Below are 23,613 nucleotides of genomic sequence, written 5' to 3' on the forward strand. Positions count from 1 at the left end.
TTGGATAGTAAACCGAAACAAAAGCACCTAAGGGCAATCCTCTATGAACCGTCACATTCCGTTTCTTCTAATCGCAATGCTTTCTGTAAGTGAGTTGCGGGCCGAAATGCGTCAGTGGACAGATGAATCAGGCAAGTTTTCTGTGAAAGCAGAATTGCTTACTTCTGACCAAGACTTCGTTGTGCTTGAACTTGAAACGGACGGCGAGCTGATCGCGGTTCGAAGAAATGAGCTTTCCGAAGAAGACCAGGACTACATCACCGCAACCACGGATGTTCGGGGCAGCGATAGATTAGCCAACTCGAAGAAGCCGAGTTCCGCGATTCAAAATTCGGAGTCTTACGACTCGACTTGGAACATGAACGACGGTCAAGTCGTGAAGGGACGTCTGATTGGGTTCGGAACACAAGAATTAGTCATCAAGCGTGAACGAGGGCGCATCTTGGTCAATGACCAGGAACTTGACGAACTCCCCGCGGCCTATGCGAAGATCGTTCCCGACGTTGTGTCACGAGTGGATCGTGTGAAAGTAGAGACGCGAGAAGAACTTGAGACTCATCTTGCCGACAACGGCGCTGGCCCTTTCACCTACCGTGTCGAGGGCATACAGATCGATTTAGCGAGCTGGGGCGCAATCACAGTCCCCGTCTCTTTGTTGGCAGCAACCGAAGCGGGGCAAGTCAAACCAGCGTTTGAGCGATGGCAAGCGTCACACGAAGATGATGTCAGCGATTCCGAACGTACGGAAACCTCGAGTCGCGAACGACTGGTCCTTGACAGCCAAGAACGCTATAGACGAAGAGCCCAGCAGCGTGAGCAACAACTCAAGATGATGGAGCTAAAACTGCTGTCCATAGAATCCGACCTCACCGACGTCTGGGAAGTCGCACTCTATCCGACGCAGCGTTATGGATACCCGCGAACCGTTGTCGTTACCGCTCGCAGCAGCTTACAAGCCAAACAAATCGTGATTAACAAATATCCCAAATGGCGAGTCGGCCCGATTGCAAAACTCAGCTACTAGCAAATGGTTTGCGAGGGATTGAAACGATGTCGTAAGTTTTTCCGTAGTAATCCGCCAGCAACCTTGCAGCCTTTGGCACATTAATCGCTCCGTTTGGATTGAGACTTTCGAACAATCCACCATTCACTTGAAAGAAAACATGCCCACAACGCTAGTCACGGGAGCCTCGTCCGGAATCGGCTGGGAACTTGCGAAACAGTTTGCCAGCGGCGGTAACGATGTTGTTCTTGTTGCACGAAGCGAAGGCAAGCTCAATGAGTTGGCCAAGCAAATCAGCGAGAACCAAGGCGTCAACACGACTGTCATTCCCATAGACCTTGCCAAACAAGACGCAGCGGATCAGCTATGCGACCAACTTGGCGAACGGTCGATCCAAGTAGATACGCTTGTCAACAATGCGGGATTCGGAGCACTCGGTAAATTCGCGGAGCTTTCCACAGACCGCCAAACCGAGATGCTGATGGTGAACGTCGTTTCCCTGACCCGCCTCACCCGAATCCTGCTTCCCCAGATGCTTCAGCGTGGCGAGGGGGGAATCCTTAATGTCGGCTCGATCGCTGCCTATCAGGCTGGCCCAAACATGTCCGTTTACTACGCATCAAAAGCCTATGTTCTGTCGTTCACCGAAGGTTTGCGAGAGGAAGTAGCCGGTTCCGGCGTCCATGTCACATGCCTCGAACCTGGTGCAACGGAATCTGGATTCGGGGATGACTCAGGCATGGCGAAACTCGGCATGTTTTCGTCATCGACGATGTCAGCTGAAGCTGTCGCCAAAGCGGGATACGAGGGCTACGTCAATGACGAAGACGTCGTCATTCCCGGTTGGAAAAATCGTCTGATGGTGACGTCAACGAGTTTTCTCCCACGCTTTGCAACACGTAAATTGGTTGCCAAACTGCAAGACGTGCAGTGAACCATCTCGCTCCTTCACTCAACGACGCGCTCGCTTCGAGCCTGCGACGTTGCTTCCCTATCGACAATGACACGTAGGTTGCCCAATCTACGTTTATTTGTTCCGCTATCTAAAAGAAAAACTCATGAACCAACACGCTCCTCAACTGCTGTCTGAACTTAATTGGGACGGACTTACCGCCAACAACCGTGTCGTCATGTCTCCTATGACACGCGGTCGTGCTGGCGAAACTATGACTGCTAACCCGTTGATGGCCCGCTACTACGCTCAGCGAGCATCAGCGGGAGTCATCATCACGGAAGGCACTTTCATTTCTCCGGAAGCTGTCGGCTGGAACCACGCACCTGGCATTTGGACGGACAAGCAAGGCGAAGCGTGGAAGCCTGTAATCGACGCAGTGCACCAGCACAGGGATACGCCCATCTTTCTACAGCTCTGGCACACTGGCCGCGCATCACATAGTGACTTCCACGACGGATCTCTTCCAGTCGCACCTTCGGCGATTCGTCATGAGGGTGACAAAATTCATACACCGTCGGGCGATAAGAAGCCGCACGAAACTCCGCGTGCTTTGGAGACCGATGAGATTCCGCGCTTGATCGAGGACTACCGGCAGGCTGCTCTGCGAGCGAAGTCGGCCGGCTTCGATGGCGTCGAGATCCACTCGGCAAACGGCTACCTCTTGGACGAGTTTCTGCAATCCAAGACGAATCATCGAACGGATCAGTATGGTGGGAGTCTCGAGAATCGCTATCGTCTTCTGAGCGAAATTCTTGGCGCAGTCCGGACCGTGTTCGACGCATCGCGAATCGGTGTGCGCATCTCTCCGAATGGTTCGTTCAACGACATGGGTTCGCCAGATTTTCGCGAGACGTTTCTCTACGTCGCCAAGCAACTTAACGAAACCAATCTCGCATGGCTCGACGTGCTCGATGGGCTCGCGTTTGGGTTTCACGAACTAGGTGAGCCAATCACGTTGAAGGACATCAGAGAAGTCTACCATGGTCGGTTGATGGCAAACTGCGGTTACGACCGAGACCAGGCGGAACAGGCGGTCGCCGACGGACTAGCCGACTTCGTCGCATTCGGCAGACCCTACATCAGCAATCCCGATCTGGTCGAGCGTTTCGCAAACAATTGGACGCTCAACGATGTCGCGCCACAAAGCGTTTGGTACTCGCCTGGTCCTGAGGGCTACATCGATTTCCCAACGTATCAAGAGAGCGAAACTAAGAGTGCAACCGCAACGGGTTAGAGGGGATCTGCGCGATGACGAGGTGATGAAGTCTGCGGCTCGGATGTTAGCACCGCGTTAAGGTTGAAATCACTTGGCGCACTTTGTCGTTGTTAAGCGAGTTCTTTCGCCGCAAAACATTCGCAGGTCCAGCGCGTTCGTTGGTTTGATTATCGGATTCAATTGGCGTTTGAGGTGGCTCGGTTGTTAACCGGAGCAACGTCAATTCTTTCTACGGACGGTTGAAAGCGAGTCGAATTCGTGAAATTATTCGCGCCACCGCGGCTAACATCGCCGCGCTTGCAGTTGCTTTCCCTAGGCCTTGCGAAATGCTACGTCGAATCTCAATCGTTCTCCTCGCTATCTTCTTTATCGCAGCCGGCACCATTCACTTTGCGTCGCCGGGCGTGTATTTGAAGATCATGCCGGACTATATGCCTTGGCCGATGGCTTTGGTTTACCTGTCCGGATTGTTTGAGGTGCTGGGTGGGGTTGGCTTGGCAGATCAACGGCTACGGCGAGCGGCTGGGTGGGGATTGATCGCTCTGCTTGTCGCCGTATTCCCGGCGAACGTTAATATGCTTATGAACGCGGACCAGTTTCCGGCAATCCCGCTTTGGGCCTTGGTGGCTCGGTTGCCGCTTCAAGGCGTGCTGATTGCTTGGGTTTGGTGGGCGGCAGTAAAGCGAACAGACACCACGCAGTCGGTGGGGGCAGCATTGTGAACGAACTGACGCAGGTGCTTTTGCTGACGACGATGGCGGGTGCAGCCATTCCGATCGGTGGTTTGATTGCGATGTTCGAGAGACTTTCGCCTCAATGGATCGAAGAAGAGTTTCGTCATAGCGTGATCGCGTTCGGCGGCGGAGTGTTGATCTCGGCCGTTGCTTTGGTGCTAGTGCCTGATGGTGTGAAGGAGTTATCGCTGGGCTGGATCGTGACCGCCTTCGTTGCAGGCGCTGTTGTGTTCTGGGGTTTGGAGACCCTGTTGGCGCGGTCGAAGAGTTCGATTGCCCAGTTGTTAGCGATGCTATCTGATTTCGTCCCCGAAGCGATCGCGTTGGGAGCTGCGTTTGCGCACGGGGAGAGAACGGGCGCGTTGCTGGCGGTCTTGATCGCACTGCAGAACTTGCCGGAGGGCTTCAATGCGTACCGCGAGCTAAATGCGAACGGGAAGATCGGTGGGAAAGCACTGGTCTTGTTACTGGCGGCATGCATCCCGCTAGGGCCACTGGCGGGATGGGTAGGCTACGAGCATCTGTCGGCTTACCCTAGAGTCGTTGGTTTTATCATGCTCTTTGCCGCCAGCGGGATTCTCTATTTGACGTTCCAAGATTTGGCACCGCAGTCCAAGGTCGAGAATCAAAGGGCCCCCGCAATTGGCGCCGTGCTCGGATTTTTACTCGGCGTCGTCGGTCAAGTCTTAATCGTCAGGTAAGTTGATTTCTCGGCCCCGAATGACGCCGTGAAGAAGATTTTAAAGTTGAGAAATTTGAATGGCCCGAGTGATTTGTGTTTGTTACGTTTCGGTTGCCGTTCATCGAGACGAGTGAGACAGACTGGCTACTAGCGGGGTGGTCGGAAAGGTCCCTTCTTCATCAAACTTCTTCTTCCATCAACGCAGGACGGTTTCACGGATATCCAAGGCTTTGACGACGGCTGCGTACGACATCCCCTGCTCGGTGATTTTCTTGACGGCGGCCAGTCTGAAATCTCGGTTGAATGTTCGACGCTTGTTCATGGATCGGATCCACTTTCAAATTTTCGGGGCAATTCCAGATGCAGGTAGACGCTCGGTCAGAATCACGTCGCCTTGTACGGCAAACGCGCTCATTGAATCGGATGTGGAGTCGAATACAGGCCAGAATTTTCAAATCATTTCTATGTGAACAGCGGTAGTGACTTGTATGAATTGCCGAGGATTGGCGTTGGGGCGGTACCGAGCCAATCTTCCAGGATAGTCGCGTAGACTTGGCGGAAATCGTATTCGTGTTTTAGGTCGCCGTCTTGCAGGTCCGCTAAGTTCGGACGCTTGCCGACGATTCCGGCCTCAACGCAACCACCGCATAAGAACATCGGCCCCGCAGCACCATGGTCGGTTCCTTCGCTGGCGTTTTCCGCGACGCGTCGACCGAACTCGCTGAACGTCATCACACAGACTCGTTTGCCATGGTCGTGAGCCTCTAAGTCGCGAACCAACGCGTTGACCGCGTCACTCCATTGCCGCAACAAAATTCCGTGAGTCGCAGCCTGCTGGGCGTGCGTGTCAAAACCGTCGTGTTGAAGGTAGTAGACACGCGTCGTCAGCTGTGCATCGATCAACTGGGCGACCACTCGCAATTTGTTGCCCAAATCGGTTTGGGGATACTTCACGTCACTTCGGTAAGTTGAAGCCGCTTCGGCGACACGCTCACTAGCGGATATTGCTGACGTGGTGCTTGATTGCAGAAAACGCAACAATTCGTTGTCTTGTTCTGTACTATCTGTCTTACGATTCTGTAGCAACCGACGCAGTGACTGTTTATCGTCGCCTCGCAATTGAAACTCTGCCAGTTCCTTCACTGTTGGAACTCGAATTTTCGTCGAAGCGATTGCCATCGGCTGTTGTTCGCGACCGAGGTGCAGCGCGGGCACATCACCACCAGAAGTTGCCGGTTGACGATCCAGGAATCGACCGAGCCATCCATCGCTGCGTGGTTCGTCCTTCCGCCGACAAGTGTGCCAAATGTCCATCGATTCGAAATGTGAACGATTTGGCCTTTCATAGCCTACGCTGCGAACGACGGTAAACAGACCGTCTTGCAGTAGATTGTGCATGCCCGTCATTGACGGATGCAAACCCGTTTCGTCATCGACTTTCAGTACATCGGTTTTGGGGATCGAGAGCTTCGGACGAGCAGATCGGTAGTCGTCGTCCGCGTACGGCACGATCGTATTCAAGCCGTCGTTACCACCCGACATCTGCACGACAACAAGGACTCGATCGTCCATCGTTTTCCCCGCTGTCGCAGCCTCGGCAAAACACTCTGGCAGCACTGAACCGACTCCGATTGCGGCAGCACCACCGATGGAGGACCGTAAAAAACGGCGTCGATTTTGATTTGTTGAAATCAGCATCTTGATGGATCCTGGTGTCTACGTCAGTTGGCAAATGGGTAGCGAAGTGATGGCGTGGAGCAATGAACGCATTTGCCGATCTTGATCACTAGATCGGGATGTAGCGGTTTCGAGCAGTCGTGATCTGGTTGCATTGTCTAGCGGAATCGCAAGCAAGCAGTGCTCGAAGTGGTTGATGGCTTGATCAAGCGATCGTACATCGCGTTCACGCAAATATTTGGACAGACTCTTACCGTCAAAAAGAGTCGCGTCGTCATTTAAGACATCTGCGATCAAGTTTGCTCGTCCGAGCAACGTTGACGAATTGATCCAAGCTCTGCCACCATCCCAACCCTTCACGTTGGGCGGATAGAACAGCCCTTGGCCGACGTTCAGCAAGCCTTCAGCGACTAACGGTGTATTGGTTGTACCATTGAGACTTCGCAGCATCCCAATGATAAGTTCAACAGGTGACTTGATCTTGCGACCGATCGCGATGGATGAAAAGAAGGCATTGCTAGTAAGGATTCGCTGAATCACCGGTGCAACTTGCAGATCATTTTCGCGAAATAGATCTGCTAGCGGTTGGATCATCGCATCGGTCGGGCTTGGTTCATCGCTGACGAAGAATCGAACCAGTTTGCGAACGACGAACCGTTGAGCTGCGGGTTGTTCCAAAACGATTCTGACACCGTCCTCACCGTCGAAATTTCCATTTTGCCCGAGTACTCTCTTGACTTCCGAATCATGCTGGTAGCGATTCTTGCGAAATCTCTTGTTCTTAATTTCCCAGCCTGTGAAACATCGTGCTAATTGCAGAACGTCAGTTTCGCTGTAGTTTCCTTCGCCTAGGCAGAACAATTCCATCAATTCGCGGGCGAAGTTTTCGTTGGGATGAGCCTTGCGATTGACCGCTGAATCGAGGTAGATCAGCATCGCTGGGTCTTGCGAGATTTTGTGAACCAGTTCGCCAAAGTTCCCCAGCGCGTGTTCACGCAGAAGCTGGTTTTGGTTCCACATCATTCTTGCGTCTTTAACTTTCTCGGCTCCGGTAGCAAAATGACCGTGCCAAAAGATCGTCGCTTTCTCGATCAATTGGTTCGGCGTGTTGAGCAGTCGATAGACCCAAGCCGCAGACAACTTCTTCGGGTCACCGCCCGCAAGAGTTGCTTTGGCGAGCGTGTCGGCAGTGGACCGGAACTCGGATGGCTCTTGGTTTTGAGCAATCAGTCCAATGACCACGTCCGAAGGGGCGAGTTTGACTGCCGAGTCTATGCCGGCCAGATCAACGCCAAACCCGGCACGACGGAACAAGTGTGCTGCCGCCGATCGGTCCCAAGGTCGTTCGGAAGACGGCTGAAACGGCTGCCATGCCCAAGCCGCGTCCATGGATTCCGTGTCACTCATTGCTGCGTCTCGGTATTCGACATAACGCGAACCGCAAACTCCAACGCCATTTGCGATTCAGTGATATCTAGGTTCAGTCGAACGTCGTCTAAAAACCCCAGCAGTTCCAGCAGCAAGTCGATCTCACCTTCGGCCGCTTCTTTGCTGTGTCCTTTCTCTAGCATGTTGTTGGCGACCAACTGCGAACGGTTGGCTTTCAGAATGCCTTGCAACGTGGTTGCAACTAGTTTGCCGGTGGTATTCGACGTGTCTTCATCATCAGCCGCTTCTGCGACAGCAGTTTTGACCAATTCCCTTGCCAATGCTGTTGAACTGGAGAGAACGACTCGTTCGCCAGCGAAAGCAATGGTGGGTGAAAAGTTGAACTGAATTCTTTCGTCGAGGCTGTCCGCGTTATCACGGTCGGGAACGTAGCTAGCCGTGATTAGTTTCGCATCGGCTACGGTTTCCATTCCTAAGTCAAGTTGCGGTTGCCCGTTCTGGGCACCAGTGACATTCAGGAACCCAATCAGGCTCTGGAACACTCGTCGCAGTTCCGTCTGCGTTTCGTCGGGATTCTTCATCTGAAATTGAATCGCAAACGATGGCAACTTGATGGCTGGTTGGGGCATCATGCCCGTAAAGTCTTGCTGCACGCCGATCAGTTGCACGTCGCTTTTGAGCGAACCAAGAATGTCGTCGCCAAAGTCGCGACCTGAGAAAATTGTGGTCAGCGTTGTATCGGCAACGGCGATTTGGTCGTTGGCACGATCCGACAGAAAGTCACCCGAACGCAGCCACATTTGGGAAAGATCTCGGTGAGTTGAAAGTGCAAATAATTGATTCGGCACATTCAAGAGCGGCGGTGCGATGGCAAGTTCTGGTTCACCAAAGAAGTACTCGCGAGGCGACTCCCAGTCACGTTGGTGCGGCGCTCCCAATCGAAGCGATACTGCTGTGCTGCTGAGGTCTGCCTGCGCGGTCACATACGGCGTGTTCCGAATGTTTGCCAGCAAACCGCCTAACACGATCTCGGCAATGATGTTATCGACCTTGTCTTTGAAAACTCCTTTGGCAAATCCCAAATCACGCAGCGCCTTGATGTCCGCAAACGCTGTGACAGCGCGGTGATCGAGGTCAACTGACGCGATGTCCTTCTTTGCCGCAACGTAGCTCGGGTTCGTTGCCAGTGTCTGGTCGGCTCGGTCGAGGTATTGGTCGATGATCGCTTTGCCGAGTTCTGAATTGTTCGTAAGTAGCAACCAGTCATGCATCCTAACCATTTTCAATTTATCGCTGACCATGTCGGCTATGAAGCCGCGATAGTCGCCCTGTTTGGCTGTTCCACCTTGCATTTGCCGGAGTGCCAGCACGAAACCGCGAAATCGTTCCAGTAGTTGGGTGTCCGAGGAATGAACTAAGACCGCTGCGCCGCCATTTGCTGAATCCAATGCGACGGTGATGCCACGGTCGCTAAGCGTTCCAAGAGCCTGCTGCCACGGTTTTCCCATGCTCGCTTCAAACGCACGCAGCCCCATTTGCAGTTTTTCTGAACCGCCCGATTGCATCAACGTGTCGTAAGCCGGCAACGCTTCGAGTTTTGAACGCAGTGGATGATCAACTATTGTTTCAAGGATGCTACCCAAGTCCGAAACTTCGGCAAAAGCTACTGTCGAACGAGGCAACAAATCGGTTGCCAAACAATTCGCACCCCGCGGTGGTTCGGCGTACGAACCACATGTCGAAGCGAAGGAACAGGCAAAGACCAGTAGGCACGCCGGGGCTCTTCGAGACAAACTGAAATGGTGAGTCATTTGTAAATTCTGTGATGGGGGCGGTACTCGGATTCGATAGTCTATTCGTTTGACCGGGAAACGTATTTGTATCGGTGCGTATCTTTTCTCGGGAGCGACCAATCGCATACCGGCGGCTATCGCAGCCGTGAAAACTTTCATTCCGCATCCAACTTGCGCATCGTCAGAAGTGATCTCCAAACGCCTTCAACTTGAATGGACCATGTTCAGGTGCATGGTTTCCCCAGTGTATGCCGGATTGTTCTGGTACATTGTCCAGCGCAAGCTTTGGCTATCACGGACAAGACGATTGTCTTAAAAGAAGGAATCAATGGAACGACACATCAAGAGGCGCCGGCGTATCATTGGGTTGGGGGGGCTTGCGATCGGTGCTCTGTTGGCGCTGATTTGGTTTTTTGCATCGCCACGTTTCTTGAAGCCATCAACATTGAATTTTGACTCCGCGAGAAACCTAGAAGTGGCCGAACCGGTAACGATCACGCATGACTTTGATCCCACCGTCGCTAATCCATCCCTGAGTCCAGAGGATGTTGTTCGGTTGCAGTTGGAGTCGCTGCAAGAAACCGCGGAGCGGCCCGAGCGGCTGATCGTTTGCTTCAGTTTGGCTTCGCCTGAGAATCGAATGAATACTGGGCCGTTAAGTCGGTTTGCGGAACTGATTCGCGACGACGCTTATCGCCCCCTTTTAGGTCACCAGAACGCCATGATTGGACGCGCCAAAGTGATCGATGGGCAAGCTGCCGTGATGGCCACGATTATCGCTGTGGATGATCAAGCCTATGCATTCGAATTCCTGCTCTCTCGCTATCGACCGAACGGCTCAACATCTGGTCCGTTACTTGCCGAAGCAACTACCATGGACGGACGTCAACCAGACGATGATTCAAGCAAATGTTGGATGACTGATGGCGTGTATCCTGTTTTTGTTGCGGACGTTTCGGCCGTCAACAGTTCCGGCGTCGAAGAATAGTGTTTGAATGGGAATGGAAACGCCGCCACTAACTGACGAGCAATTGATCGCACAAGTCCGTGCCGGCGATAAGTCGAGCTTGCAGGCATTCCATGATCGATACAGAAATTTGGTGTTTACGGTCGCGCATCGAGTGTGTGGCCAAGAGTGTGACGCCGAGACTGTTTTGGTGACTGTTTTCTGGGAAATTTGGAGAAATCCATCTGCGTGGAATCCACAGCGAGGTTCTGCCCGTACTTATCTATTATTGCTGACTCGCAGCCGCGCCAGGGATTTGATGCGTTCGGAAAGAGGGCGTGCCACCGCGCAGCGAACAGCCGGTGAAGAACTATCATTGCAAAAAAACCGTAGTGAAACGGAGCTTGACCCGTCCGAACAGCTTTTCGATAAGAACCGATCGATGCGTTTACGAGAAGCGACACAAACGCTGCCAGATGACGTGCGTGAAGCGTTAGATTTAGCTTTCTTTGCTGGCTTGACTCATGTGGACATTTCGATCCGGTTAGGGATTCCTCTGGGAACAGTCAAGACACGGATTCGACGAGGTTTGGTTCAGTTGAGAGAACGCCTAACAGCCACAAAAGATGATTGGTTGATCCAGTGAATTGTGATTTTTGCCAACAACGACTTGAGCTGTATGTCCTGGGGGAATTGGATCCGTCAGTTGCACAGTCGATCGCTGAGCACTTGGAGGGCGGCTGCGTTGCCTGCGGTGAGGAATTTGCCGGACTGAACGAATCCATCGATTGCCTCATCGAGGACACCGAGCTTCGGTCGCCCGAAAGTTCAACATGGGAAAAAGTTGCCGCTGCGATCGAATCGGATCAGCCGCCAGGCGGTTTGTCGCATGAAGTCGCGAATCAAGTTGGCTTGGCGATGTCCTCTCGTTTCACTGCGAAACAGATTGCGGCTGGCGTACTTGCGGTTGCATGCGGATTTGGCTTGATGCTGCTGACGCTGAGGGCCACGATCGATCCAGCGCTAGACGATCGTGCGGCGAGTGACCTTGCCTCGGCCGACCCATCGCCACCCTTGAAATCCGATCTAGCGGGCGAGGCTGCTTTTAAGAAGAGCCTGGATTCGACGCAACTAGTTTCTTTCCGCGAACCAAACCAACCAGGTCGAGCGACTGGCAGCATGGTGGTTGACTTCGATGCAAGACAACTTCACGTCCATGTGGAAATGCGGGATACACACGACTACACGCTTTGGTTTGTGACGACCAGCGGCGAGTGGATTTCGGGCGGGCGACTCGACCATCTCAGCAATAACCATTATGGGAAAGTGATTGACATTCCCGTGACGAAGTCTCCGATCGCGCACACCGCGATCGCGATCGAATCGTCGGACGCGACGAGGTCATTTGAACGAAACGTTGCGCTGGTAAGCGACACGATCAGTGGTCTGAAAGGCAAGTCTCTCTAACGCTGTTTCTCAGCCGATTTGCTTTGCTTTGAGTTGGATGGCAGTTCCGCCGCCGAACAGCTTGAACCATTTCTTTCGATTATTCTCGTTTTTTGGAATCTGCCGAACAGCGGCTGCTCGTACTTCTTGTGCTTTACCCAAAACCGATGGCTGATTGCCAGCGTCGGTGCGGCATTAACAAACAAGATTCGAGCAACCATGACTTTCCTACGCCGAAGAAACAATCAATCCGCTCAGACAAGTGGCTCGCGATCGACCAAGGCTGGTCGCAAATCAACCAAGCGGTCAGCGCCAACGGCCCGTCGTCGATCGCTGCATTGCGAATCACTCGAAGCCCGCCGTCTACTAACGAGTTACTTGGTCGATACGGTCGCTGACACGATCGCCGACGATGGATTCGTTAGTCTGCGAGAAGCGATCCAAGCGGCGAATACAAACTCGGCGGTCGGTGACGTCGCTGCGGGCGAACCGGGTGCAACAGCGACTGACACGATTCGATTTTCATCTTCGCTTGGGAACGCAACGATTCTGTTGGACGGTTCCGAATTAGTGATTTCTGATTCGCTGAGTATCTCGCGTGGTGATGCGTCGTCAATCACGATTGATGGTGCGGGATTGAGCCGCGTTCTGAATGTTGGGATGGGAGCAAGCGACGTATCGCTTCGGGATTTGACGATCACTGGTGGATCGGCAGAAGTTGGCGGTGGATTGTTGTTGGCGAGTTCAGGCCGCGTGACATTGGACACCGTCAATGTTGTTGGCAACTTGGCAACCGGCGCGGCGGCCAGTCAAGGTGGTGGCGGCATTTTCAGCTCGGATACGACTTTGACAATTCTGGGTGGCTCGATCGTTGGTAACGTGGCCAGCGGAGCGAGCGGCTCGGGCGGTGGAGTGTTCAGCGCGTCGGGCGACGTTGTCATTCGCAACACCAAGATCGAGAGCAACGTTGCGAACCGCGCTGGCGGCGGCATCGAGTTGGTGGTGGGGTCATTGCTGCTGAGTGATGTAACATTGGGCGGGCTTTCCCAGAATCAAGGGAACATCGCCGGTCCAGCCGGTTCGGCGTCACCGGGGAATGGCGGCGGATTACACGTAACTGGCGACGGCGGAACAACCCCGACGCTTGTGACGGTTACGGGCGGCAGCGTACTTAGCAATATGGCTGCTACCGAAGGCGGCGGGCTTTGGAATCAGAGCGGCGTAACCATGACTGTCACCGGCGATGCGTTCGTTGCCGGGAATCGTGCTGGTGGTGCGCTCAACACTCAGGGTGGCGGTGGCATCTTCAATAACGGTGGTCTGCTGGTCTTAAGTGACGTGCGCATCCTAAACAATGCAACAACAGGCGCAGCGGGCGGCGGCGGTGGCGTCGCAACGCGTGGCGGCACAGTTTCAATCGATCATTCATTGATCGCCGGCAATTTTTCGGCTGGCGAATCCGGATCGGGTGGCGGAATTCTGGCACTCGGTACCGCTCAAGTGAGCGCCGTTGATACGGAAATCAGCGGTAACGTGGCAAGTCGCGCCGGAGGAGGAATCGAACTGGCAACCTCCCCATCGTCTCGCAACGCTCTAACGCTGCTTGGTGTCGAACTGAGTGACAACAACGCGGGCGTAGTCGACGATGACGCCACAGCCGCAGCGCCCGGCAACGGTGGCGGCTTGCACATCACGGGCTCAGCGAACGCGTTGATTGCGGAAAGCCTGATAAGCGAAAACATCGCCGCGAATGAAGGCGGCGGACTTTGGAACGGATCGGGAACTTTGATCGTCGAGAACACTCGCGTTGTTGGTAACGTCGCGTCGGGCGATGCTGCCGACAACGGCGGAGGTGGAGTCTACAACGAAGGCGGAATCGTGGTCGTCAGCGGTTCGTCGTTAGCTGACAATGTGGCAAACGGAATCGCAGGCAGCGGTGGCGGCGTGCTGAGCGTCGCAGGCCGGGTAATGTTGTTCGATACCGTCGTGTCATCGAACATTGCAAACCGAGCGGGCGGCGGCATCGAATCAGCAGGTGGTGCAAGGATCAGTCTGGATGGTACAAGCTTGATCGACAATGTGGCTGGTCCCACTGGCACCGCCGCGCCTGGGAATGGCGGCGGCTTGCACGTGACGGGAACCGGCGACACGACCGTCGTCGGCGGTGTTGTCAGCGGCAACGTTGCAGCGCGTGAGGGTGGTGGACTGTGGAACGACAAAGGCACTCTGACAGTCGATGGCTCCACCATCACAGGAAACATCGCGAGTGGACCTGCGGCAGATGACGGCGGTGGGGGCGTGTTCAACAACGGCGGCACGATAGTCATCGCCAACGCGACGATCGCGTCCAACGGAGCTGGCGGAACAAGCGGCAGCGGAGGCGGCGTCTTCAACTTTGGCGGGACAGCAACGATCACGGACTCGATGATTACGGGCAACGTTGCCAATCGGGCTGGTGGCGGAATCGAGTCCTCGGCAGGGTCGGATACGACTCTCAACGATGTTGTCCTTGATGGTAACAATGCCGGCGTATCCAGCGATGGTGGTTCAGCGTTCCGACCTTTGCTGGCGTATTTGTTTGATGATCTTGGATCTTCGGCCGTGGCCTCAGGGTCGGCGTCGGTTGCTGGTGCCCCTGCGTTGTTGTTTACTGACAACAGTGGCAATCCGGCGGATCTTCGCGGGCCATCCGGAAGTGGCGTGTCTGGAAAGCCAGGCGACTTTGCATTCGACAACACCAACAGCACCGGAATCACGACGGCCAGTCACGGTCGAAATGCTGCTGATTTCGACGCTATCGATGGATTGAACGCGTTCACGTTGTCGGGTTGGTTCATGTTGCCTGCAACGGCGACTGAAAGCATCGGGCGGCAAGATGCATTGATCGAGAATGGCACGATTTCGACTTTGGACGCACCAGGTGGTTTTCGGCTGCGAGGCGGTCCGGTTGCCAACGCAGGGACACTGGAACTGAGAGTCAATCGCGATTGGTCCATTGAGTCATCGGCCGCCTATACCGAGATTGGTCAGTACGTTTACTTTGCCGTTTCCTACGACGGCACCAAGTCGACTGATAACGTCAAGTTCTATAAGGGCACGATTGCCGGTGGAGTGACGCTGGTTGATACGTTGACGCTCGATGCGGGTGTCGTCAATCAGGAGACTGTTCCATTATCAATCGGTGTGACTCGCACTAGTGGATTGACGCTGAATCCGTTCAACGGCCTGCTCGATGACATCCGCATTGACGGTTCGGCGGTTTCGGTAAGCGAGCTGGAATCACGACGCTTCGCTGCGACCGGGTTGGACATAACGATCGCCGCAAATCCGGGCAACGGTGGTGGACTTCACATCTCCGGTAATGCAGTCGTACGTATTAACGACGGTTCGGTTAGCGGAAACTTAGCGGCAGGCGACGGTGGCGGTCTGTGGAACAGTGGCAGCGGGAACCTGATTGTTGATGGCACCCTGATTCAGGGGAACTCGGCAACTGATGGCGGTGGTGTCTACAGCGACGGTGGCAACACGGTCCTGACTGATGTGAATGTGACAGGCAACAACGCAGGACAAAGTGGCGGTGGTATTTACAGCGAAGCCAGTCCGTCGTCGTTTCAGAATTTGACAATTAGTGACAGCATCGTCGATTCGAACGCTGCGAACGCCTCGTTGGCAGGAACCGGCGGTGGCGGCATCTTCGCGGCTGGGTTCTCGGTGTTGACGAATACTAACATCACCGGCAATACAGCGATCGAAGGCACAGCAGACGGCGGCGGCGTGCTCGCGCCGGGATTCGCTGACTTCTCGACCGACGGCGGCATGATCAGCAATAACCGTGCGGCGCGTGCGGGCGGTGGTGTTGAAAATGGCGGTTTCTTTAGCAGCGTTGGTACCGACTTCGACAACAACTTTGCTGGCGTCAATGGCGGTGCCTTGTATCAATCGGGTTTTGGTTTCACTGTTGTCGCGGATGCCGAGGTCACCAAGAATTCCGCGGCGAACGAGGGCGGCGGATTCTGGAACAGCGATGGGGGATTCCTATCGGTACTTGATTCAACGTTCGATCGTAACGATGCCATGTTCGGCGGAGCCATCTTTGGTGATGGCGATTTCCCCGATACCAGTGTCGATCGAAGTGTCTTCAGCAACAACACAGCAACAGTCAATGGAGGCGCGATTGCAACCGAAGGCGGTTCATTGTTCTTGGCGGATAGCTCGTTTTCCGGCAACAGTGCGGGCGGAAACGCACCTGGACTTGGCGGTGGAGCAATCTTTACAGCGTCGGACAACGAGATCAGTAACAACGATCTGATCAACAACTCGGCATCAGGTCCGATGGGCAACGGAGGCGGGATTTTGGTTGCCTCTGGTGGTACCGGAACCTACTTTGGCGGATTGGTTCAAGGCAACAGGGCCGGCCGCGCTGGCGGAGGCTTTGAGGTGATCGGACAGATCACGATCGATCAAGGTTTTGAATCGGGCAGCGAAGTTCCGTTGTCGATCGATTCAAACTCGGCCGGTGTCAACGGTGGCGGATTGCACATCACGGCAACGGGCGACGCGACCCTACGACGATCCTCTGTTGCGAACAACACCGCTGCGGGCGAAGGCGGTGGATTGTGGAACAGCGCGACCGGGACGTTGACCGTCGACATGGTCATGATCACCGGTAACATCGCATCGGGTGACGCGGCCGATCAGGGTGGTGGCGGAATCTACAGCGATGGCGGGACGCTTGTCCTGACAGAAACGGTCATCCAGGACAATTTGGCGGACGGTTTGTCAGGAAGTGGTGGTGGCATTCTAAACAACGCCGGAATGCTAACAGCGACCAACACGTCGATCACTGGTAATATCGCGGTTCGCGCTGGTGGCGGAATTGAAACCGTCGGTGCTGCGGTCACGACGCTCACCGATGTCAACTTGGACGAAAACAGTGCGGGTCTCGATCTTAGTTTGGCAGGTGCGAACATCCCCGCACCGTTGTTGGCCTACAACTTCAACGAAACGGGAACTACCGCATTGGCGACGGGAATGGCCGCCGATGCCAACGGAAATCCGGTTCTTAACTTCAACGCCAACAACAGCACGATGCCCGCGGACCTGCATAGTGCTGCAGGGACCGGCGTGTCTGGATTGCCAACCGATCGCGCATTTGACAATTCAAACGCCGGCAACCAATTCTCAAATGTGAGTCACGGCCAGCACGCAGCCGACTTTGACGCGATTGATACGCTCGACGCGTTCACGTTGTCAGGTTGGTACATGTTGCCATCGACCGCACAGAGCATCGGGTTGCAGGACAGTTTGTTCGAAAATGGATCGACCAACGCAGGTTTTCGATTGCGAGGTGGTAGCCGAACCGACGCCGGCACGTTGCAACTCACTGTCGATGGACAAACTCGCGAATCGTCACAGGTCTACACCGAAGTCGGCCAGTATGTGTACTTCGCCGTCAGTTATGACGGAAGCATCGCGACCGACAATGTCAAGTTCTACAAAGGCACTGTCGATGATGGATTGACCTTGGTAGATACGTTCACGATCAACGCGGGAGCGGTCAATGCAGAAACGCTTCCGTTGTTTATCGGGGCGAATCGGCAGTTCTTGGCACAAAACCCATTCAACGGGTTGTTGGATAATATCCGGATCGACGGGGCGGCGTTACCATTTGATTCACTGGAGTTTCTAAGAGCGGACGCCGTTGGTCAGGCGACCGGATTTCGTGCAAATCCTGGTAACGGAGGCGGGTTGCACGTCAGCGGTCCAGGCCTAGTCACGATTACCGGCGGAACCGCTAGCAACAACTTTGCCGCTAACGAGGGCGGCGGTCTTTGGAACTCGGTCGCGGGAACCTTAACGGTCACTGGTGTTACGATTCAAGGCAATGTTGCCGGGGGCGCAGCATCCGATAGCGGTGGCGGCGGGATCTACAACGACGGTGGATCCGTTGATGTTAACGCGACGAGCATTACTGATAATATTGCGAGCGGTACGTCTGGTAGCGGTGGTGGTTTGCTGAGTGTGGCCGGATCGGTCACGCTTACAAACAGCACCTTCGAGTCAAACGGTGCGAACCGGGCTGGCGGAGGAATCGAGGTTATCGCGGGAACGGTGACGTTGATCGACACCGACCTCATTAGCAACGATGTCAATGGAGACGCAAGTGGCGGGACTCCCTCGCCAGGCAATGGCGGTGGACTGCACGTCAGTGGAATCGCTGATGTCACGATTGACAACGGTATCGTGTCAGGCAACGTCGCCGCCAGTGAAGGTGGTGGGCTTTGGAATCAATCCGGCAGCAAATTGACCGTTCGTAACGGCACGTTGATCCAGCTCAACACTGCGCTCGGTGCGGCGGCGAACAAAGGTGGCGGCGGAATCTTCAACAACGGCGGCGTGGTCGATATCAGCGACTCGATCATCTTGTCCAACTTTGCCGATGGAGCGTCCGGTAGCGGAGGCGGGATTCTAAACGTCAGCGGCGGTGTCATCACGATCGCCGATACGGAAATTTCAACAAACGTTGCTAGCCGAGCAGGTGGCGGCATCGAAGACAACTCAGTTGCGTCGGGCACCGTCGCAAGCGGGAACAGCATCACGCTCAGCCGAGTCACGCTTGACCGCAACAACGCTGGCGTGATCACTGCCGGTCGTGGAGGCGCACTGTTCTCTTCACCCGGTAACGGCGGCGGTCTTCACGTCACCGGTGCTGGAAATATCGCGATTAGTCAATCAACGGTCTCAGGAAACAACGCTGCGAATGAAGGAGGTGGACTTTGGAATTCAACGGGCGTGATGACCATTGATCGTTCAACGATATCTGGGAACAGTTCGGGTGATGGCGGTGGCATCTTCAATGACTCGGCGACTGGGGATGTCGTTCTTACCAACTCTACGATCAGTGGAAATCGTGCGAACGGTGGCGGAGCGACCACGGCATCCGGAGGAGGCCTGCGAACTGAAGGCGGCAATGTGACGATGACCAGCGTTACCGTCGGAATGAACACAGCAACCATCGGCGGCGGATTGAGCATCGCGGGTGGCGCGGTCACCATCGGCTCGACGATTGTGTCTGGCAACATGGGGGCGACAGACGCGAACGTTAACGGAGCCTTTTCGGACGCTGGGAATAATGTGATTGGAGGGACTGCCCGTCTCGCTCCGCTCGCAAGCAACGGCGGACCGACGATGACACATGCGTTGCTGCCCGGAAGTCCTGCGATCAATAACGGGAACAATGCAGGGCTTGCCGTCGATCAACGTGGTGTCGCCCGACCTCAGGGATCGCGTGCCGACAGCGGCGCGTACGAATCAAGCTTGGCCGGATCGCTGGATGCGGTTGTCGTCCCGGTAGGTGATGTCGACGGCAACGGATCCGTCACCGCACTCGACGCCTTGCAAGTCATCAACTTCCTCGGCCGCAACAAATCATCCGCAGCAGGCGAATCGGCCGGTGCGGAAGTAGTCGCATCCACCAACTTGGATGTGAACGGCGATGGCCGAGTCACGGCTATCGATGCCCTGATGATTCTCAACTCGATCGGACGATCAAAAACAGCAACCGACATCGGTGAAGTAGCGGATCTTCAACAGGATACCGAGATGCTCAGCCCAATCGAATCGGTGCTCGAGCAACGTCGTCGGGTGATCGATGACTTGCTTTTGCAACAGTTGGCGAACGACGCCTTCACTGCACGGGCAGCGAGATAAATCGAGACGAGCGAGCGAGGTCCAGATTAAGTCACATTATTTACAATCAACAGAAGAGTTTTTAAATGCCACGATTATTGAGTGGATTGGCCTTGGGAGCCATCGTCCTATTTGCAACACCATCACAAGCCGCAATCATCAGCGAGTTTGCGCCTGACCAGCCCGGCATCGATGGTCTTCAGCAGAGAATTGAGTTGAGCGGACTGCCGGGAATGAGCTTCAGCGGTTTCGTATTGGGAATCGGTGGTGAGTCGAATAGGTTTGGGACAGTCGACACGGTTTCAAGAATATCGGGAACATTTGATCCCAACGGGTTGCTCGTTTCAACGATCGGTGATTTGCTCGATCCCTCCCATACGATTGTCCTTGTCGAAGATTACGACGAATCAGCGGGGCCTACTGACATTGATACCAACGACGACGGTATCGCCGACAACCTAAGTCGTTTGGTAGGAATCCAAGATGCAATTGGAATCGCCGATTCGATGACGGACCTCTCCCGATTGTACGGTTCACAGCTTGGCGGTCAGGACTTCGCTTTCACGGGCGATCAACCTCAACTCGTCTTTCGTGATGCATCAGTGGGCAATTGGTACGCCATCAATAATCCTCCAAACGGTCAAGTCTTCGACATCAATGCGAGCGATGTTGCGTCAAGCAGCACGTTCAATGGGAATCCGTTCATTGACAGCTTTGGTGCGATCAACCCTTCGGTCATTTCCGCTGTGCCTGAACCGTCAACGACTCTGGCGATCGGGACCTCATTTGCAATATGCTTTATCCGCCGAAATCGCCGTCGTAGAAGCAAGACGATTTGAGCGTGCGTTATCGGTTGTCGGAAATCCCATCGTCGTCTTTGTCGACGATTCCCGATAGTGGGTCGCCCACGGCGGCTTGCCAGGCGATCTTTCGAAACACCTTGTCGAGTGCGGGGCTTGGATAGGTGTCTGTGCTGTGGGCCGATTCGGCGGTCGTGTTCATCAACTCGGGCGATCGACCGTACAAGGTTGCGTAGAAGACATAACCTTCCAGTTTTTCCATGCCGCGACCAAGGTGACCAAGCCTATCTCGCCAAAGCGACCTTTCTTTGCCGCCCAACACCGAGTGTACTCCCTCGACACCCGGCAATTCGCCACGGTGGAACGCTTCGACTGCCAACACCATCGCAAGCGACGTTGGCAGCACGAACACGCGGTCGTTGTATCGTTTATTTAATTGGTCGATGATGCTTCGGTAGTTGTCGCGTTTCTCTTGGTGCATCTTTGTAACCACTTCGGTGGTCAGTTCTTCTTCGCGCCGCGGGGTAGGAGAAAGCTGTTCGAGTTGTGGCCAGGCATCAGCCATGTAGAACTTCATGTCGGGGTTGTACTTCAGACAGAAGTCGATCCAGCACGAGTAGTACTCTGGACGATCGTTGTAGTACGGCCCCCACATCATCGCATCCCATTTTGCGCCGGCGATCGAGCTGAGCAATTTGGGCGTTGGCTTGCGATCGAATTGAAAGATGCCGTTTTCCTGTTCCCATTTGTAACGGGCACTTCCAGTCATCCCTCCCCCGACATGAGTTAGCAGCCCCTGTTGTTCGAATCCTGCCGCTTTGGCAATCGCAGGCAGCGTGCTGAAGCCCGGCGTCATGAAGCTATGTCCTGTGGCAACGATGCGGAGGGAACCATCGGTCGGTTTGGTCAGCGATGTCACGGGTGGCATGTCAGTCTTGCCAGACCCAAGCAACGTTGCAGCGATTTGATCGGGGGTTTGGTAACACATCGCGTGATCCGGAAAACGGTCGGCGTTCCAACCGGGATGTACTTCAAACGTCTTCGCGACACCGCTGCGAGGGTTTTTTCGATTTGCCGATCCTGGGCGTTTTGAGTTTGGCTCGGTCGCTAGCGAAGTGGGATCGGAACCCAGTGTCGCTGTAGCGGTTTGGGCGATCGCGTCGTCTGCTGCAAACCAAAGCAAGCCGATGACGCAATAGGCCAAAGGTAGAAAACATCGGTTGATTTTCATCGATACCTTTCCAGAGGGACTGTTCATTCAAGTCAAACAGCGATGAACATTTGGCGATTGTAAGCCACGATTGGCCCAATGCTGTTGTCCGAAGCAAGACTCGGAATTGTCCAATTTACCATCGCGTCGCTAACTACGTGCGTCTGGTTGTTTCGAAGGTCCCCCAGTTTGTGTCAGTTCGGACCAAATGCTTAGTTGTGTGCATGCAGGCACGGCGACGCGCGCGTTTAAGCTCACTTGTAGACTCAATCAGCCGCACTTTGATCCGTTCTCGGTTTGGTATCTCTTTTGCGATGGGGATATTCCAGCAATCGAGTTGTTGAGAACAAAGCATAGCAACGCTTCCGATCGGCGTTTTGCTGGCGAATGCGAGTTAGTACTCGGGAACACGGTTGCGATTTGCACGGGGATGATCCGAGGGGGGGCCTAGTGGTCAATGAGCCAGTGACGCCAAGTCGATTGCGGGACGTTCAACTTGGATGCGACTTACCCGAGGTGGATCAGCAGACCATTGCCAACCACGGCCGGTTGATAAGGCTAGCGGAGGGCGAAACGGTCTTTCGCGAAGGCGAGCGGCACTCATGGGTTTACTGGATTGTCGATGGCAGCGTGGCGCTTGAAATGACCACGGGCGGCACAGCCCCAATGTCACTATTAACACTCGGCCGAGCTGATTTGTTGGCGTGGTCCACGATGCTCGGCAATCGCCGCATGATTTCGACGGCAACCGCGACGAGCCCTGTTGAGTTGCTGGCCTTTGACGCTAACGAACTACGCGAACTCTGCCAGTCGAATCACGAGATCGGTTATCAAATCATGACTCATGTCGCCAAACAATTGGCCAGTCGTTTGTTGGCAACCCGGTTGCAGTTACTCGACCTTTTTAGCCACCCGAGCGAGTGTGACCAATGAACGCGACGCAACCATTGGCTCATTTCTTGAAGCTCGGTGATCTGCAGAGTCTTGTCGATGCATTGTTACAGCAAGGTTTTGATGTTGTCGGGCCCACAATCGAGCAGAACGCGATTGTGTACCGGAGTATCCGCGACGTGCAGTCGCTTCCGCAGGGATGGTCCGATCATCAGGAGCCCGCGGTCTACCGAATTCAAAAGACGCAGTCGCAACAGCGTTTCCGATTTAACAGCAGTCCCGACTCGTGGAAACGGTTCTTCTTTCCGGCAACGTCCGAAATCGGAACTGCAAAACTTGCCGGTGATGGATGGAAGTTCGAGACACCCGAGGAGCCGACACCACGTATCGCACTGCTGGGTGTGCGAGCTTGTGATCTAGCTGCGATCGCGGTGCAGGACCGAGTCTTTCGCGACAACCAATATGTCGACGCGGCCTACAAGCGTCGTCGATCGGCCGCGTTGATTGTGGCCGTCAATTGCTCGACTGCGGCCAGCACTTGCTTTTGCACTTCGATGGGGACGGGGCCGGAATGTGAGAGCGGTTTTGATCTGTTGCTAACCGAAACCCCGTCCGGCTATGTGATCCGACCCGGCTCGACCCGCGGCGAACAACTGGTTGGCGAATTGCCAACGACGGTTGCCACGGCGGCTCAAACCGACCACGCCAAGGAAGAATCTGAAAACGCGAGGCAGCAAATTTCTAAGCGTTTCGAGACCGACGATGTTCACGACCTACTACTCGGCAATCTGGACCATCCACACTGGAACGCAGTCGCCACGCGATGTCTGTCGTGCACGAACTGCACGATGGTGTGCCCAACTTGTTTTTGTAGCAGTGTGGAAGAAGTGTCGAATCTGGCGGAAACCGAAGTCTCACGCGTCCGGCAGTGGGATAGCTGCTTCAACATGGGGATCAGCTACACGGCTGGGGGAACCGTTCGTGCAGACGTACGAAGTCGATACCGCCAATGGCTAACGCACAAGCTTGCGACGTGGCAGGACCAATTCGACGTCTCGGGCTGCGTCGGTTGCGGTCGCTGCATCACTTGGTGCCCGGTGGGAATCGATCTGACCGAAGAAGTCGCGTCAATTCGGGACGAGCCCCAGTGATTGTCACTGACGACGCGAACGGCTTGGACGG

Annotated in this window: 16 protein-coding genes and 1 pseudogene; 12 read left to right on the top strand and 5 right to left on the bottom strand. The window is 54.7% G+C overall.

Annotation, left to right across the window (positions count from 1 at the left end):
• Window positions 1–43 precede the first annotated feature (43 nt).
• The 5 genes from Poly59_RS26520 to Poly59_RS26540 all read left to right on the top strand — a co-directional run bounded on the left by Poly59_RS26520 (window position 44) and on the right by Poly59_RS26540 (window position 4,609).
• Complete coding sequence (locus Poly59_RS26520) at window positions 44–1,024, top strand: SHD1 domain-containing protein (protein WP_146537128.1); 981 nt, start codon at window positions 44–46, stop codon at window positions 1,022–1,024.
• Between the two features lie 139 nt (window positions 1,025–1,163).
• On the top strand, window positions 1,164–1,937 hold the full coding sequence (locus tag Poly59_RS26525; RefSeq protein WP_146537129.1) for an SDR family NAD(P)-dependent oxidoreductase: 774 nt from the start codon (window positions 1,164–1,166) through the stop codon (window positions 1,935–1,937).
• 124 nt (window positions 1,938–2,061) lie between these two features.
• On the top strand, window positions 2,062–3,192 hold the full coding sequence (locus tag Poly59_RS26530) for an alkene reductase (protein WP_146537130.1): 1,131 nt from the start codon (window positions 2,062–2,064) through the stop codon (window positions 3,190–3,192).
• Window positions 3,193–3,500: 308 nt separating this feature from the next.
• Entirely contained in the window at window positions 3,501–3,896 is a 396-nt protein-coding gene (locus Poly59_RS26535) for a DoxX family protein (protein ID WP_146537131.1), read from the top strand.
• Window positions 3,893–4,609, top strand: coding sequence for a ZIP family metal transporter (locus Poly59_RS26540; RefSeq protein WP_146537132.1), 717 nt, complete (start codon window positions 3,893–3,895; stop codon window positions 4,607–4,609). Before Poly59_RS26535 ends, Poly59_RS26540 begins: the two co-directional genes overlap by 4 nt.
• A 180-nt stretch (window positions 4,610–4,789) precedes the next feature.
• Here the strand turns inward: Poly59_RS26540 and Poly59_RS26545 are convergent.
• The 4 genes and pseudogenes from Poly59_RS26545 to Poly59_RS26560 form a co-directional block, all read right to left on the bottom strand.
• Window positions 4,790–4,912, bottom strand: a pseudogene (locus tag Poly59_RS26545) (transposase); the annotation flags it as partial.
• Window positions 4,913–5,052: 140 nt separating this feature from the next.
• Complete coding sequence (locus Poly59_RS26550; protein ID WP_146537133.1) at window positions 5,053–6,288, bottom strand: DUF1501 domain-containing protein; 1,236 nt, start codon at window positions 6,286–6,288, stop codon at window positions 5,053–5,055.
• An 18-nt stretch (window positions 6,289–6,306) separates the two neighbouring features.
• Window positions 6,307–7,674, bottom strand: coding sequence for a DUF1800 domain-containing protein (locus Poly59_RS26555; RefSeq protein WP_146537134.1), 1,368 nt, complete (start codon window positions 7,672–7,674; stop codon window positions 6,307–6,309).
• Window positions 7,671–9,338 (bottom strand): hypothetical protein, encoded by a 1,668-nt coding sequence (locus Poly59_RS26560; RefSeq protein WP_222436175.1) that lies wholly within the window; start codon window positions 9,336–9,338, stop codon window positions 7,671–7,673. Before Poly59_RS26560 ends, Poly59_RS26555 begins: the two co-directional genes overlap by 4 nt.
• A gap of 439 nt (window positions 9,339–9,777) precedes the next feature.
• On the opposite strand from Poly59_RS26560, the gene Poly59_RS26565 reads away from it, so the two are divergent.
• The 5 genes from Poly59_RS26565 to Poly59_RS26585 all read left to right on the top strand — a co-directional run bounded on the left by Poly59_RS26565 (window position 9,778) and on the right by Poly59_RS26585 (window position 20,369).
• Window positions 9,778–10,437, top strand: coding sequence for a hypothetical protein (locus Poly59_RS26565; RefSeq protein WP_146537136.1), 660 nt, complete (start codon window positions 9,778–9,780; stop codon window positions 10,435–10,437).
• Window positions 10,438–10,444: 7 nt separating this feature from the next.
• A complete protein-coding gene (locus tag Poly59_RS26570) occupies window positions 10,445–11,041 on the top strand; it encodes a sigma-70 family RNA polymerase sigma factor (RefSeq protein ID WP_146537137.1) in 597 nt (198 codons plus the stop codon).
• Complete coding sequence (locus Poly59_RS26575) at window positions 11,038–11,862, top strand: anti-sigma factor (RefSeq protein WP_146537138.1); 825 nt, start codon at window positions 11,038–11,040, stop codon at window positions 11,860–11,862. Before Poly59_RS26570 ends, Poly59_RS26575 begins: the two co-directional genes overlap by 4 nt.
• A gap of 198 nt (window positions 11,863–12,060) precedes the next feature.
• Window positions 12,061–19,551 carry a choice-of-anchor Q domain-containing protein gene (locus Poly59_RS26580; RefSeq protein ID WP_146537139.1) on the top strand — a complete coding sequence of 2,497 codons (7,491 nt, stop codon included), beginning with the start codon at window positions 12,061–12,063 and terminating at the stop codon, window positions 19,549–19,551.
• A 65-nt stretch (window positions 19,552–19,616) separates the two neighbouring features.
• Window positions 19,617–20,369, top strand: a complete 753-nt coding sequence (locus tag Poly59_RS26585) for a PEP-CTERM sorting domain-containing protein (RefSeq protein ID WP_146537140.1) — start codon at window positions 19,617–19,619, stop codon at window positions 20,367–20,369.
• Window positions 20,370–20,376: 7 nt separating this feature from the next.
• On the opposite strand, the gene Poly59_RS26590 is transcribed toward Poly59_RS26585, so the two are convergent.
• Entirely contained in the window at window positions 20,377–21,561 is a 1,185-nt protein-coding gene (locus Poly59_RS26590) for a hypothetical protein (protein WP_146537141.1), read from the bottom strand.
• 444 nt (window positions 21,562–22,005) lie between these two features.
• Between Poly59_RS26590 and Poly59_RS26595 the strand changes: the two genes are divergently transcribed.
• Window positions 22,006–22,473, top strand: coding sequence for a Crp/Fnr family transcriptional regulator (locus Poly59_RS26595; RefSeq protein ID WP_186776540.1), 468 nt, complete (start codon window positions 22,006–22,008; stop codon window positions 22,471–22,473).
• Complete coding sequence (locus Poly59_RS26600; protein ID WP_146537143.1) at window positions 22,470–23,582, top strand: 4Fe-4S dicluster domain-containing protein; 1,113 nt, start codon at window positions 22,470–22,472, stop codon at window positions 23,580–23,582. Before Poly59_RS26595 ends, Poly59_RS26600 begins: the two co-directional genes overlap by 4 nt.
• Window positions 23,583–23,613: the final 31 nt, after the last annotated feature.

The organism is Rubripirellula reticaptiva (assembly GCF_007860175.1).
GTDB classification, from domain to species: Bacteria; Planctomycetota; Planctomycetia; order Pirellulales; family Pirellulaceae; genus Rubripirellula; species Rubripirellula reticaptiva.